The organism is Oligoflexus sp. (assembly GCF_035638955.1).
Taxonomy (GTDB): Bacteria; Bdellovibrionota_B; Oligoflexia; order Oligoflexales; family Oligoflexaceae; genus Oligoflexus.
This window is the reverse complement of sequence record NZ_DASQYZ010000380.1, coordinates 1-16,552: the sequence shown is the minus strand read 5'-3', so window position 1 is coordinate 16,552 and position 16,552 is coordinate 1. Positions and strand designations below refer to the sequence as shown.

Below are 16,552 nucleotides of genomic sequence, written 5' to 3'. Positions count from 1 at the left end.
CTCTTACTTTGCCAGCAGAAAGGAGACATAAAAAAAGCAGTTGGGAACCTCCCAACTGCCCGTAAGCAAACCATCGAACCGTAAGACAGAGATCCTGCCTTATTCGGGTAGTGTGTAATGGATATCGATGCGGGCATCCGCAGCGAGTTCACTGTTCAATGTGATCGAGGACCCGCTTCGCACGTAGTCTTTGGTGGATATGCCATCCACATAGACCGTCCAGTTGCCAAGCTCTGGATTCTCAACGCCATTGACTTTGAATACTTTCAGCGTTTCAAGATATTTGTAGGTCAAAGAAAAGTCCATGGCTGTGCCCAACGCACAGGTGCTGATGAGTTTGTCATCGAGAATATCGAGACCCGTACCCAGATCACAGCCTCCGATGCTATCGACGATGTCAGCGCTCCCTGGGATGGGCATGCGGCCGATTTCAAAGACCTTGGTGCTGCCATCCGGCAGATCATAACTCAGAGTCAGAACCTTGCCAGCCAGGTAGGCGTCGGCGCTGATCGTGAAGCTGTTGCCGCTTTGCGTAAAGGAAATCGGTGTGCCCTGATCCATAATTTTCACATTCCGGCTGTCCTTGCTCACTGGCAATGTGTAAACCAGTTTGGGACCGTTCGACTTGTTGTAGGCAATTTCGATCGCCTGGCCGTCGGCAGGAAGAGTTTTCAAAACCACTTCGCTCCGGGCCGCATCAAAGGTAAAGTTGGTGGTCGCCTGACCATTCACTGTAACTTTGATAGAATCCGGCAAAGCAGTTGCCGTGGTTTTAAAACGATCCAAAAGAGCCTTGTTTTCCAGGTAATCCAACGTAATTTTGGCCATAGCGGCTGGCGCCTGCGTGAAGGTCACCACGCGCCCACTGGCTGTGTACGAGCCCGGAGTGGCCATGGCCCCGTTGATTTTCGCCACCACGGTGCCGACGGCTGGATCCTGACTCAGGGTGAAACTGGTAAGCTGGGGTTGAGCACCCGCCTTGTAATTGGCTACGACTTTGGAACCAGTCGGTGGTTCCTTGCCGGGTAAAAAGGTAATGACCTTGCCTGTCAGGGTGTAAGATGCAGGGTCCAAAGCCTGAGTCGTGCCATCGACCAGCTGCAGGGTCAAGGCCAGGGTGTTGGTATCGGGCAGCGTCGTCAATTCCACCTGATTATTCAGCTGCAGGGCGATGCTGTCGGAGATGCGATTCAATGTCGTCTTATAGCTGGCGTCACAGATATTTCCGTAGTTCGCACCAGCCGTCGACTTGTAATCGAAGAGACGGAGATACTGCGTTCCTGCGTTGCCTGCGGTCGAACACAGGGCTTTGGATGGCGCGACAATCCCATAAAATCCAGCATTTTTGCCGATGGTGCGCTGAAGGGTTGTTTCCACATAGTTCTGCAGATAAGTTTCCTTGGCCCAGGGAAGCGTGCCGCATTCCGTGCCATCGATGCTGCAGTTGTCTTCATCGCTGACGATCAGCACGGCCAGGGTCGAAGCTGGACGAACCCAGGGTTTTTCAGTGCAGCGTAAACCTACGACGGCTTGGCGAATGCCCTGCTCGTTACCGTTGCCTGATATACCGGCATTGACAGCCGCGGCGAATTTTTCCGTGGCATCAACTTCGCCGGCCTTGATCACCGTTGTGTTGCAAAGTTCTTTGCCCTCAGAAGCGAGAGCGGTCAGAGTTACGCCAGCGGGAACGACCGGACTGGTATTGATCACACTGATCTGCCAGTTGGCGTCCTTGATGGAGACGAGCAGTTCGTTCAACTTTGTCGAGAGATTGACCTGCTCCTCTTTCATGGAACCCGAGTTGTCGATCACGATCAGAATATCAGCCAAGCCCTGGCGAGCTTTTTGATCGAATTCCTCTTTCACCGGTGTTCCGCTATTGCCTTGCGTGAAGCTGTCTGTCAGCAGGTTGCGACTCGTCTGCGAGTAGGTGTCTTTGACGAGGACCAGATTTTCCTCAAGGGTAAAATCAGTTTTTACGGAATTGGGTTCGATTTTAAATTTAAAACTGGCGTCCACGGTGGTGGCCGCTTGAAACGAACTGATCATGGTATCGGGCCTTTTGCTGTCCGAGATACTGGTCGTTTCCACCTTGGCTGGAATTTGATCAAAAGAACCGGCGGTGGCATCACCGGACGAAGTGCCCGTACTGTCGCCGGGAGCAGACGTCGCGGCTTTGTCGTCCGCAAGTGTGCGACCGGATTGAAAGCCAGCGTCGTTACAGGCTTGCAAGCCCAACGCCAGGCCTAAAACTATTCCCAATGTATGATTTCCTCGACCCAAATAAGAAGCCATGCAGAGTCCCCCCTCTCTCTAAAATGACAATGCGATGCAGATCTAAAAATCTTATCGGACCCTGAGCGCAGAGCATTTGGAGAATCTGGTTTTTTTCGAAATTAGTAAGGCTTGGCGGGGGAATTCAAGTTTACAAAGAAAAAGTCGAGGGATGTTTTTGGCAATGCTTACAAGTCGAAAGATTGGGGAGCGAGATGAGCGCTCCCCGGCTGCTCATTTCTTCACCTTTTCCACATATTCGCTGGTCCGGGTGTCGACTTTCAAAACATCGCCTTCGGAAATATGGAAGGGGACGGTCACCACAAGGCCGGTTTCCATGACGGCTGGCTTGCCGCCGCCGCCCGAGGTATCGCCTTTGATGTTGGGTTGAGTTTCTTTCACGCGCAGTTCGACGAAGTTATCAACTTCGACGGTGACCGGGCGGTTTTGGAAGAAGGTCACGCGCACCATGCTGTTCTCGATAATGAAATAGCGCGCGTCATCGAGATCGTCTTTTTTCAGAACGACCTGATCATAGGTCGCCATATCCATGAACGTATAGCTTTCGCCATCGTTATACATGTACTGCATTTCTTTGAAATCAAGGTCAGGGACGTTGACTTTCTCACCGGCCTTGAAGGTGATTTCGAGGACCTGGGCGGTTTCGAGATTTTTAATACGGGTACGAACGAAGGCCGAGCCCTTGCCTGGGTTTACATGCTGAAATTCCACGATGACAAATGGTTTGCCATTATATTCAATCTTAAGGCCCTTCTTGAAGTCAGTCGTCGCGTACATGGAAATTCCTTCTTATCATTCGTGGAGATGCCTAAGCCAAAATAGACCTTAAGCAACGTTATGCAAATTCGAAACGCTCTAACCTATCTCAAAAAATGAGAATAGCCTAGTCTCAGACGCCGGGACAAGGCTGCGTCAGTCGCACAGCTGGCGTCCTGACGCCAGCTCCGGAGGCAAACTTTACTCTGTCTTGGCATCACTCAGCCGGCTGCGGCTTAGAGTAAAATCGCGCAGTTCGCGGACGAGGTCGGCGTGTCGCAGGACGCGAAGAAGAGGACCGCGGTATTGATCGATGGCCACGTGGCGTTCGCGTTGAATGCCAAGGCCGGGTCCGCGTAAATCGCGACCGGAGGTCACGTGGATGATGTCGCCAAGGCCGTTAGGATGCTTTTTTTCCAGCATGACGACGTGACCATCATAGACTAAAAGATCCCCCGGCAAGGCCCGTTGGCTGCGGCTGCCCACATCCACCAGAGAATAGTTTTTGAGCAGCGAATCAGGCCCGAGACTATTCATCAGGGACGTCGTCAAATAGGTGGCGCGCAAGCCTGCCAGCTTAAAGACTTCATAGGTAAAATGACTGCAATCCAAACTGCAACTGGCACAGGTGGGACAGGCCCGCAAGCGGGAATCCTTATCCGGCTTTTTTAGCCCAAGGCATTGATTGCAGGCCTCACAATCGCGGACATCACCGAGTTTGTTGCCACCCATCACATAGGATATCGACCAGTTATCCAAAAGATGCCGAGCCTGACCCAGAACCTCATGGCGTTTGGGAAGTGGCGCGCCCTCAGCCCGGGAAAACCCAGCTGCCAACATAATAAGCAGGAAGAATATGCCTTGTCTCATAGCTATCCCAGTCACCTCACCCTAATTTATCATTATAACAGGACCTCAATCGAACGGCAGAGTAGGCTCTCCCCACAGCTTTTGTCAAGTTGGCAGAGAACCCTACAAAGGATCCAATTTTGTCGAGGCAGTTCAAAATCGCGCTGACCATCGAAGTGGCCATTATGCTTTGCCTCTGGAGCATAGGCTATCTTTTCTGGGTTACCATTTGTGATAACTCACTGACCCAGTGCTTTGCTGAAGATACGATCTGGACCCGGACCGGTTTTCTTATCCTGTCCGTTGTCCGACCCTTTTTCTTTTCGCCGCTCATGCAGGCCGCCTATATCGGTGGCGCCAGCTTTGGACCCTTCTGGGGCTCGGTTCTGACCGTCCTGGGGGCTGCGCTCTCAGCCATGGCGGTTTACTATCCTGGCCATATTATTGGTAAGAAAATCGTAAGACCGTGGCTCAGCGCGAACCTGCCTTCCACCTGGCAGCTGCTCCGAACCCAGGATTATAAGGTGATTTTTGTCACCCGTTTTATCCCGCTTTTTCCCTTTGATTTGATGTCCCTGCTCTACGGCATGGGCGACTTTCATGCGAAACGCGTCTTCGTTTTCACCCTGATCGGCGCCATTCCCGAAGTTTTCTTCTTTGCCAGTTTCGGTGAACCCGCCAGTGATGAAGTGATGATGCGCGGCCTGCGCAATATCGCGGTTTTTGGCTTTATCACTCTTCTGCCTTTGCTGGTTTATGAGTTTATTTCCCGTAAAAAAGGCAGCAGTCTATGGACCCGCCTCAAGCGCGTGTATTACGAGCTCCTGTACGAAGCCCGGGTGAATAACGAAATCGTCAAACGCCACCAGTATTCATCGGATAAAATTCCGATCATTCTGCTGTATGGCTTTGGTTCGTCACGCAAGACGCTCAATGTGATGGAAACGCAGCTGACCAGCCGTGGTTTCGAAGTAATGAGCTTCAACCTCGGCGGCTCGCTTGGGGTATTTTTCACTCGCGGTATTAAGGAAACAGCCGACTTTATCGACCGTAAAATCCAGCGCCAGATGAAACGCTATGGATTTAAAAAGGTCCACATCGTGGCCCATTCCAAAGGCGGTCTCGTCGCCATGTGGTGGCTCCTGCGGATGGGAGGTTCGGAATATTGCGACCGACTGATCACCCTCGGCACCCCATTTAAAGGAACGTGGCTCACCTATCTGGCCATGGTCACACCCTTTGGCTTCTTCTTTAAAGACGTATGGCAGATGGCACCTGGTTCAAACTTTCTGAAGGAGCTGCACAAGAGTCCACCCGTGAACGGACTCAAGATTTATAGTTTCTACTCGAACAAGGACAAAGTTTCGTCCGGGCCCAAAGCCATTTTTGAACATCCCAGCGATGTGACACCGGTTGCCATGCATCACATTTCACATTTTCAGTTCCTGGCCCGTCGCGATGTGACGCAAGCGATCATTCGCATACTCCGTCAGGATGCTGCTAATGGGCGTGGGCGTCGTGGCCGTGATAATGGACCGCGAAGCCAACCAGGGAGCGCGATTCAGGAACTTACGGAAGATCAGGAGCCGGAAACTGGCGAGACGGAATTCGATTCTCAGTCGGGCGCTGTCTGATCTATACTCGGAGCTTTCGATCGAATTTGGCAGACACCCTGGAGCGTCGATTTCGCATATGGATCCACAAGGCCCCAGCCTCACAGCTAAAGAATCTTGGTGGCACTACGAAGGATCGGTGCATTTCATTGTGCGCGCCCAACCCTTTCGTCTGCTGATCCGCGCTCGCGGTCGCCGCATTTCTCATCGGGAACTCATCGCAGAACTCGATTACCTGGAACACGATTTTATTTTTTCGCCGGCGGACCTGAGTGAGCTCTTTCCCGTCGGTGCACCACTGAACATTCAACTCAGTGCTGTCGGCCCCGAGGCCGGGTTCGTCGTCGCCACGGGCGAGGTTCTGCACCGCAATCTGCAAGGGCACAGCCTGCAACTTCACGTAGGTTTCAAACGAGTCGATGAAGAACTCGAAGACCTTTTGGCTGAGCTTGGGGCTAATGGCACCCGGTCTCCTGGTGCCTTACACTAAAGCGACTTCCGGAATATGTAATTAAGTTCCAAGATGTTGATGCCGCTGCCGCAAGCTGCTATGGATGTTAGTCAGTTTTTCAGTCATTTTAACGCGATGAGTGGGCCTGTGAAGAAGAAAAACAAAACCGTGCACCCCGAAGCCACCTACGAGAGTTTGCTCCGAATCTTCACGGTTCCAGAGAGCGAGAACAGCACGCTCGGCAAAATTGAAAAGCAGATTTCGGAAAACCTCGATGGTTTTTTGAAAGAGCATATTGTTTCTCATGTCATCGCACCCAATGAGCTGGAAAAAGGTTTTCTGGATTCGCAGATTCCCGAAGAACCTACTTTTGTGTCGGAACAAGCGGATTTCCTGCTCAAGAATGTGGTGGCTGAATCGGTGCACGTGGCTTCGCCCCGTTTCATAGGTCACATGACCTCAGCCCTGCCCTATTTTATGCTGCCGCTGTCCAAGATGATGATCGCCCTGAATCAAAACCTCGTAAAAATCGAGACATCCAAGGCCTTCACGCCGCTCGAACGTCAGGTGCTCGGCATGCTGCACCGGCTGATCTACAATCGCAATCAACCGTTTTATGAAGAAAATATTCAATATTCGGGCAGTGCGCTGGGAGCTTTCTGTTCCGACGGCACCATCGCCAACCTCACGTCCCTATGGGTGGCCATCAATCGTCTGTTCCGTCCGCAGCAGGATTTTGCAGGCATTGGTGAAGAAGGTCTGTTCGCGGCCATGCAGCATTATGGGTATCAGGGGGCCGCGATCCTTGTGTCTCGACGTGGGCATTATTCGCTGAAAAAAGCCGCCAACCTTTTAGGCATCGGCCGCCGCAATTTGATTTCGATTCCCACCGATACTAATAATAAAATCATCGTCTCGGAGCTTGTGGAAACGATCCAGCGTTGCAAGAAGCAGCGCATTGCTATCATCGCCGTGGTGGGTATTGCGGGCACGACGGAAACCGGGAGCGTCGATCCTCTGGATGAGCTGGCCAATATCTGTGAAGCCCACGATATTCATTTTCATGTCGATGCCGCCTGGGGTGGCCCGACCCTCTTCTCCAAAAAATATAAACACCTTCTGAAAGGTATCGAGCGGGCCGATTCGGTGACCTTTGACGCGCATAAGCAGCTTTATGTGCCGATGGGCGCTGGCATGGCCCTGTTCAAGGACCATAAGTCCCTGACGCTGGTCGCGCACTATGCGGAATATATCATCCGTAAGGGTTCGCGCGATCTGGGCCGTATGACCCTCGAAGGATCGCGGCCGGGCATGGCTATGCTGGTCCACTCGGGCCTCCGTATCATGGGCCGCAAGGGCTACGAGCTGCTGATCGACGGCGGTATTGAAAAGGCGCGGACCTTTGCCGCCATGATCAAGAATACCGAAGACTTTGAGTTGATATCCGAGCCGGAGCTTAATCTTCTGACCTATCGATTTGTCCCGGCTGATGTACGGCGCTTTATGGCGACCTGTTCCAAAGAGGAACTGTTCAACATCAACGCCCACCTCAACCGTTTGACTATTACCATTCAGAAAGAACAGCGCGATCGTGGGACGTCATTTGTCTCACGTACCGCGCTGGAACCTGCCCGTTTTCATGGCCAGCTCATCAATGTCTTTCGCGTGGTCCTGGCCAATCCCTTGACACAGATCCCGCATTTGGAAGAAATTCTGATCGAACAACGCGAGATTGCCCGACGGCTCTTATCGGGTGAACTGGCGATGGACTATTCAGAACAGGATGAAGGCGAGCCTCGCAAAGCCGTCACCCAAACCTCATGAGCGGTCTAGGTGGCCTCAAACTTTGCGGAAGGGATGGACTTCATGACCCAACTATCAGTTTTCGCGGTAAATTTGCCATGAATTTTAACCGTTAAGCTGGATGGTCGGAAAATATGGAGTACATGTTACCCATGGAACGAAGCAAAGCCCTACTACTGATCGCCGATGACGAGGAGATGAATAAAGCCATACTCGGTCGTCGCCTGCGTCGTGAGGGTTTTGTGACCATCGACGTTGCGGATGGATCTGAAGCCGTCGAGAAGATTAGGGAAATGGCGTTGAGCGGCATGCCCGACCTGGTCCTGATGGACATCAATATGCCGGTTATGGACGGCATCGAAGCCACCCGTATTTTGAAAGCCGAATTCGAGAACCTGCCCATCATTGCTGTGACCGCCTGTATGGTAACGTCAACGGATTTCAGCCACTACGGATTCAACGAACTCTGCACCAAACCCATCGATTTCAATGAACTCATCTCAAAAATTGACAAGCATTTAAGCCGGAAAGCTTAGGAGACTCATCGTTCATGTCATACCAAAGGCGCTATGCATTGGTTCGCCCCTTGCCGCAATCTTTCTCTGCGGCGCTTCAGCAGCAGCCTGTCCCCCTGGATGTGAAACTGGCCCATGACCAGCACGAACGTTACACCGCGGTTTTGCGGCAACTCGTCGGCCAGTTGATTGTTGTACCGGCCGATGAACGCTACCCTGATTCCTGTTTTATTGAAGATACAGCCATCCTGGTTGAATCGGTCGCCGTTATCGCCCGTATCGGCGCCGATAGCCGACGTGGGGAAAGTTCGGCTGTCTCGTCTGTGTTACAAAAATTGCAGCAGATTGAACCTGCGCTGCGCCTGCACCGCTTAACCGAACCGGCGACATTGGACGGAGGTGATGTGCTGCAGATGGATGGAAAAATTTTTGTCGGGCTTTCGAAACGAACCAATGCAGAAGCCATTACGCAGCTGAAAGAATTGTTTCCTGATCGCGTCGTTGCGCTGCCTGTGGCCGCAGGTCTTCATCTGAAATCCGTGCTTTCAGCATTGGATGATGAGACGCTCCTGGTCGCGGATGATCCCGCCGCACGGTCGATGGCCAAACACATTCTGCAGGCGCTCCCCAAGGCCCAGGCCCTCTATCTGCCGGATGCTGTGGCCGCCAATGTAGTCCGGATCGATAACACGGTTCTCATTCAGGACGGCTTTCCACAGAGCGAATCCATTCTGCTCCAAGCCGCTGCCGCCCGCAAACTGAAGGTTGAGAAGCTCAACATGAGCGAGCTGATCAAGGCCGATGGGGCATTGACCTGTTGCAGTCTGCTGCTCGAGTAAGGAGGGCGTTGAAACACATCCAACGTTGGCCTTGCCTTTGGCTCAAACTCACCAGCGTTGGCCTTTTGCCTTTGGCTCAAAACTCATCCAGCGAAAAATGACAAGTCTGTGGCAATCGCAAGGGACAGACCGGGTCCACGCCCTTAGCGATTCTAATATAAACATCCCGAACGTGCGGATAGTTTTGAAAAAGCGTGAGGGTTTGTAATTCAACCAACTCTTCGCTTTCTATCATCACTGTTTTATTGCGTTGGTCACGCAGCCAGCGTTCTCCTGCCAAACAATCTTTCTGATGCACAGCAGCCAGCAGCGCTTTCACAGTCAGAGCCTGCTGGGATGTGAGCTGGTCCTTCGCCTTACACATTCCATAAAACGCGCCTTTTTCCAAAGGATCGGCAGGTTCAGGCAAAGTGGGAACAGGTGTGCCTGGGACGGGTTTCGGCAGCGGTGTCACCGCCACACCCTGCAGGCCATCATTCGAACCTTTACTTTCCGCAAAGAATCGCTTGTCTTCTTCCTTGGTGGTGCGACAGCTGAAGAGGACAAGGCCAGTCAGCAAGCTTACTATAAAACGCATGCATCAACCTCTTTGATAAACGAAACGAAACACTCCCAACAATATATCTGGACGGTCAGTCAGTGTCTTGCACTGAAGTTTATTTATTTAATGCCGACATCTGCCATCATGAAAATAAAAACTGCATAATAGACAAAAGTCATTCATGGGAGTTCTGGATATGTTATCCGTGATGAAGCGGTGCTCCCGCTTCTGTATGCTGGGATTTGTGCTGATGATGGAACAAGCAAATGCCGCACAGTGGGCTGTGATCGCATCCACTTATGATACGCTGCGGGAAATGCATGTGACATCGGATGGCAATCTCAACGATGCCTTGCAGGAGGCGATTCAAACCTGTCGCAAAAATAGACCCGGCCAGGACTGCTTTGCCGTCGCCACTGTTCAGGATGGTTGCATTGCCTGGGCTGTGGATCGTCGTGGGCACTGGGGTTGGGCCCAGCTGGTAGGAGTCAGGCATAGCCCTGAGGCCTTGGCTGCCATGGAACGCAAAGCTGTTGAGCAATGCCTTCAGGATCCCGACGCGGGACGCTGTCGCGCCGTACGCACCACCTGCACCGAAGACCGCGAACTATAAGCCGCTCCGCACTTTTCCGGCAAATACCCGCAGAGTTTCATGAATATCATCGCGATTATTGTGAGCATGCGGCGACAGTCGAAGGCCGGGACCCCGTCTCGCAAAACTGATTTTGTATTTCACCAGTGCCCGACTCATGGCATCCAAATCTTTTAACGCTGTCCGCGGACCCGCCGTGACGTTCACGATCGGCGTCGTCAGCGTTGGACCATTGGGTCGGGCCACTTGATATCCCAAATCCTTCAGTCCGTCCGCCAGAGCCTGGCTCAATTCCAAACTTTTTTGCAGAAGCCGAGCGGGACCCAGAGTCTGAATCAAACGCGCTGACGTTCCAAGGGCCAGGATTTCAAGCACCGGCCTCGAACCTGATTCAAAACGCAGGGCATCTGGTTTTAATGGAGCATCCCGTAAAGTGGGGTCATCACCGGTATCATAGGTAGCCGCTCCCACGTTATGGGGTTTGAGCAGGCGCGCGCGTTCCGGTTGAATACAGAGGTAACCCGTCCCCACAGGCGACGTCATCCACTTATGCGAACCACCGACCAGGGCATCAATGCCCGAAGCTCGAAACGAAAAGGGACGAACGCCAATGGCCTGGATGCCGTCGACCACGATCCACAGATCACGCTGCTTTTTCAGTTCCACCAAAGGCTGAAGCTCGGTCAAGGCACCGGTTTGAAACTGCACCCAGGATACGGCAATGACCCGCGTTCGGTCCGTCACTCGACTCAACAGGCGTTCCACCGGTGTACCGAGATCGGTGGCGGATTCGGCAAGGATCAGCTGGGCTCCCGAACGTCGACAGGCTTCCTGCCACGGAAAAAGATGGGATCCATATTCCTGTTCCCACATCAGAACTTCCTGGCCCGCCTGCAGCTCGATTGGGAAGGACAGCTGGCTGACCGCGTGCGAAGTGCCAGAAAAAAATGCGATCGACCCCGTCTCGGCATCCAAAAATTGCGCCAGATCATGGCGGGCATCTTCCACAGCTTCAAGGTAAGCGCTGCTGCAAAACGCCCCTTCCCGCCGTAAGCGTTCCACCCAATGATGCACGATGGCTTCCGCTTTGATGTTGCACGGTGAAAGGCCGGCGTTGTTGAGATGAATCAATCCCGGCTTGCTGGCAAAGTAGGTGCGAAAGTCCTTATCCATAAACCCGAACCTCGTAAGTGGGCCTTGAGACCGGAAACCGAACAAGATCGGGTTGACGTAAGGCGGACCCGATTCCACGGCAGGTTTTCACCCAATCCAGTTTTTCATAAATGGCCGCCGCTGAAAAGCCTGGGATCAAACAGGCCTTTGTGCTAGATGAAAAGGCTTGAGAATCTCTGAAGGAGACTTGAAAATGCGACTTGCACTCCGCATCCTGCCCTTGCTCATGGTCCTGACACCAGGCCTGATAAAGGCCGCTACGCCGGCGAAACCGACGACCAAAGCGGACACCATCATGCCCTTCGCTGTGACAGAGAAAACCTTGCCAAACGGCCTGAAAGTGATCGTCGTTCCTACCGGTTTTCCCAACCTGGTTTCGCTGCAGATTCCTGTGCTGACAGGCTCACGCAACGAAGTGGAAGAAGGCAAAACCGGTTTTGCTCATTTTTTTGAACATATGATGTTTCGCGGAACTAAAAACACGCCGCCCGAAGTTTATCAGGGCTATCTCACCAAAATGGGAGCCCGGCAGAATGCTTATACGACCAATGACTACACCAACTATCATACGACTTTTGCCAAAGATGATTTGGATTTGATGCTGAAAATCGAAGCCGACCGTTTCCAGAATCTGGAGTATCCGGAATCGGCTTTTAAAACCGAGGCACGAGCCGTGTTGGGCGAATATAACAAAAACAGCGCCAACCCCATGTCCAAACTCTATGAAGTGACCCGAGACAAGGCCTTTACCACCCACACCTATAAACATACGACCATGGGCTTTATCAAAGACATCGAGGACATGCCCAACCAGTATGCGTATTCCAAAGTCTTCTTTGATCGCTGGTATCGTCCGGAAAACACGGCGATTATCGTGGCAGGTGATGTGGAGCCGGCCAAGGTCATGAAAATGGTGGAAAAATACTGGAGCAGCTGGAAACCGGGTTCTTACAAGGTGAACATACCCAAAGAGCCGCCCAGCAAGGGTCCGGTTTACGTGCATGTCCCCTGGACCAGTCCCACCCTGTCGCTGATTTCAGTGGCCTTTCATGGGCCTGCCTTTTCCATCAAGGACAAGGATTACGCAGCCCTGGATTTATTCTTTGATGTGGCCTTTGGTGAAACCTCGGATATCTATAAGCAGCTCGTGATCGATGAGCAGAAGGTGACCCGTTTAGGCGCCAGTTCGTCGAGTTCGCAGGATCCGGATCTGTTTGCCGTCAATGCGATGGTCAAAGATCCCAAGGACGTGCCCTATGTTCGCGACGCGATCATGAAAGTCTTTGCCAGGTCGCTGGTCGAGCCCATCAGCGCCGACCGTTTGAATGAAATGCGTTCCAATATTCGCTATGGCTTTGCGCGTCGCCTCGATAACACCGAAAGCATCGCATCAACTCTGGCTTCCTTTGTCCGTTATGACCGTAAGTATGACACTCTGAATCAATATTTTGTGCAGAGCTCCACCATCACACCAGCGGACGTCCAGAAGGCCGCGCAGAAATATTTTACCGACACTAACCTTGTGGTCTCCACCCTGTCGAAGGATCCTATTCCGGACAATACCGGCAAGCTTCCGGCCCTGGCCTCCTTGCAGCCGGCCCCGACCAGGAAGGCCAATATTCCCGTGATCGCGCAGAAAAACAAAATTCCTCTGCTGAATATCAAGCTTCAATTCAAGGTCGGTTCCGCCCAGGATCCTGCCGGCAAGGAAGGCCTGGCTTATCTTGCGTCCTCGATGATCACCGAGGCTGGTTCCCAGCGCTATCACTACGACGAGCTGCAGAAGGCTCTCTTTCCCATGGCCGCTGGTTTTGGCAACCTGCCGGACAAGGAAGTGACCACCTTTACGATTCAAACGCATAAGGATCATGTGCAGAAGGTCATCGGCCTTCTGGCGCCGAGTTTGCAAGCCCCAGGATTCGGGGACGAGGATTTCCAGCGTCTGAAATCCGTGCAACTGAATAACCTGAAAAACAGCCTGCGAACCAACAATGAAGAGGAACTGGGCAAGGAGCGTCTGCAGGAATGGATTTTTGCCGGCACACCCTATGGTCATCCGGCCATTGGCACAGTGCAAGGTCTGGAGAGCATCACACTGGATGATGTGAAAAACTTTGTGAAGAAAGCCTACACCCGCAGCAACGTAACCATTGCGGTGAACGGTGATATCACGGACGAGACAATCGCCCTCTTGCAATCGGAACTCAGCCAATTGCCTGAAGGCCCAGCCCTGTCCCCTGCGAAAAGCATCGTAGGTCATAAACCCAAGGGACTGGAAGTCAACATAATCGAGAAGAATACCCGGGCTACCGCGATTTCGTTTGGGACACCGATTGAAGTGACCCGTGCGCATCCTGATTTTGCCGCCCTTTGGCTGGCTCGGTCCTGGCTGGGTGAACATCGGAGTTCGATGTCGCATCTTTATGAGCGCATTCGTGAAGTGCGCGGGATGAACTATGGGGATTATGCCTATATTGAAGCTTTCCCAGGCGGCATGTACAGCTTCTTCCCAAGCCCTAACATCGTGCGCCAGGCGCAGCTGTTTGAAGTCTGGATTCGCCCCGTGATGCCAGAAAATGCTCATCATGCCCTGCGGATTGCTCTTTATGAACTCGATCGGATGATTAAAAACGGTTTGAGCCAGGACGACTTTGAACAAACCCGCGAGTACCTGAGTAAAAACGTCTTTGTCACCACCTCCACCCAGGATCAGCAGATCGGTTACGCTCTGGACTCCGCATGGTACGGCACGCCGGAATATACAAGTTTCATGCGCGACCGCCTGAGCAAGCTGACGCTCGATGATGTGAACAAAGCCATTCGGAAGCATTTTTCTGCTCAGAATTTGCGCATCGTCATGATTACTCAGGACGCGGAAGGCTTGAAGAAGCGCCTGGTAGCCGATACCGTGTCCACGGTGAAGTACGACGGTGAAAAACCCAAAGAGCTGCTGGACGAGGATAAGCTGATTGGCGCCATGAAGCTGAATATCCCGGCGTCGGCCATCACCATTACTAAAGTGGATGATGTCTTCAAAGACGCGGCGGCGCTGAAAGCCAATGCTTCGTCCGATACGCATCACTGAAAAAAGTTCTTGCCAGGTGGAAGGAATTCAGGCAAATCTACAACTTCCTGAGGGGGTTTAGCTCAGTTGGTAGAGCGTTAGATTTGCATTCTAAAGGTCAGCGGTTCGATCCCGCTAACCTCCACCAGATTCCTGACATATCCGCTATGTTGCTTCAAAAACCATCGTCCGATTCGGACGGTGGCGTCAATGGTCTCCCTGATTAAAATTCCTGCGTTGAATTGTCGAAGGTGACTCCGAGAAGAGGGGCTGACGATGGGATATTATGTTCGGCGTCTGCAAGGTAAGAAATCGAAGCCCCAGTAGAAGCTACACTATACGTCTTAGAAGAAAGAACATACCCACGGGGCTCGGAGTCGGACATGGGATATTCCGCGTGAACTTGCGCGGGATTTCTGCCTGATGTTTAACGTAGCCAATTTGAAGAGTGATATTTTGGCGGAAAAAATGCTTGCCACCTTCTCAAGAGCAATGATCTTTCGCATTGGCACACGGCACATAAAATCACCTTAGAAATCCAGCTGCAACCCTCTGATTGGTTCGAAGAAGCCGACAGTTCTATGATTGGCTTTACAAGAGACGTTCCAGCTTTAAATATCTCAGTAAAATTCTTAGGATAGTAAATTTTTGAGGCTTTTCTATTTCTCGAAAGCTGCGGAAGCCTTTCCTATCCATTCAAATTCCTTTGGCTATTTATTTCGGTCTGGATAGGCTTGCGTCCTTTGGTAGTTGATTCTCTCATAGACCCAGTAAAATATCGGATAGCGCCTGATTTTGATGTTTATTCTGCAAAATGGGTATACCAAGCGAAACCAATTTCTGTGTCACCTCGATACCGATGGAAACTCATTCCTTTATTCTTGGAAGCATAAAAGTTTGCGATTGAGATATTGAAAAGCGGGATTTTCCATATAGCACTGACTAAAACTGTTAAACCATGATTTAGTCCGATACAAATAGGTTCGCAGAATAGAACTTAGGTAATCCTGCATAACATTAAGGGTCGACATGAAGCGAAATGCGCTTTGCAGATGCGGAAGTGGCAAAAAGTACAAACGCTGTTGTCTCAAAAACGACGAAGCTGCTATTGAAAAAATGCACTCCCAGGTAGCAACAGGCATTACCCAGAAACTCAAGCACGAGAATGTATTTGGATTTGTCAGGCCCATCGTCAATTGTGATTTCAATGGTCAAAAATTTATAGCGGTAGGGAGCATGCTCTATTGGCAATCAAATTGGAAAACATTTGTGGATTTCCTATTCGATTTCTTGAAGATAACAATGGGGGCTGACTGGTGGAAGAAAGAGTTTACGAAAACCATCGACAAGCGCAATCCTATGTGCAAATGGGCAACAGAAATGCACGACTTTGAGAGAAAGTATGCAAAACAAGAAGGTGATTTAATTTACTTAGAACCCAATGGGGCCATGCATGCATATCTGACATTAGCGTATGATCTTTACGTACTTCAAGACAATCTGAAACTTCAGGAAGAAATAATTCGACGGCTTAAACGCCTCGAACATTTTTCTGGAGCCAGATACGAGTTGTTCGTTGCAGCAACTTGCATTCGTGCTGGTTTCACGGTCACTCATGAAGATGAAGCAGACAATTCCGCTAAGCATCCCGAATTTGTGGCTCGTCATAAAGCTACGGGAATTGAATTCGATGTTGAAGCAAAAAAGAGGAATCGCCTATTAAAGCTTGATTTTAATGATTTTCATGCAGGAAAAGCTAGGTTAGATGTACGCAACATCTTGGCGGGTGCAATTAATAAGTTCCGTAATCGTCCCATGATTGTTTTCCTTGATATTGACGCTCCTCCCTTATTTGGGAATGCTTTTACGCAACCTTGGTCTCAGGAACTGATGGATGTAACGACTGATGCCGGTAATCGAGACGGAATAAATCAGCTATTTTGAGACAGTCATAAAAAGAGTTTAGTGTACTTTTCTATCCAAGCACATACATGGATTGCCGTGTGACCGGGATGTTGATCCCGACCTGCTCCTGTGGAATCAGAAGTTTAGGACCACGCT

At 51.3% G+C, this 16,552-nt stretch carries 13 protein-coding genes and 1 tRNA gene; 9 read left to right on the top strand and 5 right to left on the bottom strand.

Going from position 1 to position 16,552, the window contains the following annotated elements; genetic code table 11:
• Positions 1–99: 99 nt before the first annotated feature.
• The 3 genes from VE954_RS32895 to VE954_RS32885 form a co-directional block, all read right to left on the bottom strand.
• On the bottom strand, positions 100–2,295 hold the full coding sequence (locus tag VE954_RS32895; RefSeq protein WP_324961018.1) for a hypothetical protein: 2,196 nt from the start codon (positions 2,293–2,295) through the stop codon (positions 100–102).
• Between the two features lie 213 nt (positions 2,296–2,508).
• A complete protein-coding gene (gene efp, locus VE954_RS32890) occupies positions 2,509–3,072 on the bottom strand; it encodes an elongation factor P (protein ID WP_324961016.1) in 564 nt (187 codons plus the stop codon).
• Between the two features lie 180 nt (positions 3,073–3,252).
• Positions 3,253–3,921, bottom strand: a complete 669-nt coding sequence (locus tag VE954_RS32885; RefSeq protein ID WP_324961014.1) for a hypothetical protein — start codon at positions 3,919–3,921, stop codon at positions 3,253–3,255.
• Between the two features lie 119 nt (positions 3,922–4,040).
• On the opposite strand from VE954_RS32885, the gene VE954_RS32880 reads away from it, so the two are divergent.
• The 5 genes from VE954_RS32880 to VE954_RS32860 all read left to right on the top strand — a co-directional run bounded on the left by VE954_RS32880 (position 4,041) and on the right by VE954_RS32860 (position 9,121).
• Complete coding sequence (locus VE954_RS32880) at positions 4,041–5,534, top strand: alpha/beta fold hydrolase (protein ID WP_324961012.1); 1,494 nt, start codon at positions 4,041–4,043, stop codon at positions 5,532–5,534.
• Between the two features lie 118 nt (positions 5,535–5,652).
• Complete coding sequence (locus tag VE954_RS32875; RefSeq protein WP_324961010.1) at positions 5,653–6,003, top strand: hypothetical protein; 351 nt, start codon at positions 5,653–5,655, stop codon at positions 6,001–6,003.
• Between the two features lie 96 nt (positions 6,004–6,099).
• Positions 6,100–7,788 carry a pyridoxal-dependent aspartate 1-decarboxylase PanP gene (gene panP, locus VE954_RS32870; RefSeq protein ID WP_414699048.1) on the top strand — a complete coding sequence of 563 codons (1,689 nt, stop codon included), beginning with the start codon at positions 6,100–6,102 and terminating at the stop codon, positions 7,786–7,788.
• Between the two features lie 131 nt (positions 7,789–7,919).
• Positions 7,920–8,303 carry a response regulator gene (locus VE954_RS32865; RefSeq protein WP_324961006.1) on the top strand — a complete coding sequence of 128 codons (384 nt, stop codon included), beginning with the start codon at positions 7,920–7,922 and terminating at the stop codon, positions 8,301–8,303.
• A 14-nt stretch (positions 8,304–8,317) separates the two neighbouring features.
• Positions 8,318–9,121: a dimethylarginine dimethylaminohydrolase family protein gene (locus VE954_RS32860; protein ID WP_324961004.1), complete on the top strand. Its 804-nt coding sequence runs from the start codon at positions 8,318–8,320 to the stop codon at positions 9,119–9,121.
• A gap of 76 nt (positions 9,122–9,197) precedes the next feature.
• Here the strand turns inward: VE954_RS32860 and VE954_RS32855 are convergent, their stop codons facing one another.
• Complete coding sequence (locus tag VE954_RS32855; RefSeq protein ID WP_324961002.1) at positions 9,198–9,698, bottom strand: hypothetical protein; 501 nt, start codon at positions 9,696–9,698, stop codon at positions 9,198–9,200.
• A 160-nt stretch (positions 9,699–9,858) separates the two neighbouring features.
• Between VE954_RS32855 and VE954_RS32850 the strand changes: the two genes are divergently transcribed.
• Positions 9,859–10,275, top strand: coding sequence for a DUF4189 domain-containing protein (locus VE954_RS32850; RefSeq protein ID WP_324961000.1), 417 nt, complete (start codon positions 9,859–9,861; stop codon positions 10,273–10,275).
• Here the strand turns inward: VE954_RS32850 and VE954_RS32845 are convergent.
• Positions 10,270–11,427, bottom strand: a complete 1,158-nt coding sequence (locus VE954_RS32845) for an aminotransferase class V-fold PLP-dependent enzyme (RefSeq protein ID WP_324960998.1) — start codon at positions 11,425–11,427, stop codon at positions 10,270–10,272. The genes VE954_RS32850 and VE954_RS32845 overlap by 6 nt on opposite strands.
• 193 nt (positions 11,428–11,620) lie before the next feature.
• Here VE954_RS32845 and VE954_RS32840 point away from each other — a divergent pair, with 193 nt between their 5' ends.
• From VE954_RS32840 to VE954_RS32830, 3 genes are all read left to right on the top strand, one after another.
• Positions 11,621–14,512: a pitrilysin family protein gene (locus VE954_RS32840; protein WP_324960996.1), complete on the top strand. Its 2,892-nt coding sequence runs from the start codon at positions 11,621–11,623 to the stop codon at positions 14,510–14,512.
• Positions 14,513–14,563: 51 nt separating this feature from the next.
• Positions 14,564–14,639, top strand: a tRNA-Ala gene (locus VE954_RS32835).
• 881 nt (positions 14,640–15,520) lie between these two features.
• Complete coding sequence (locus VE954_RS32830) at positions 15,521–16,435, top strand: SEC-C domain-containing protein (RefSeq protein WP_324960994.1); 915 nt, start codon at positions 15,521–15,523, stop codon at positions 16,433–16,435.
• Positions 16,436–16,552 lie beyond the last annotated feature (117 nt).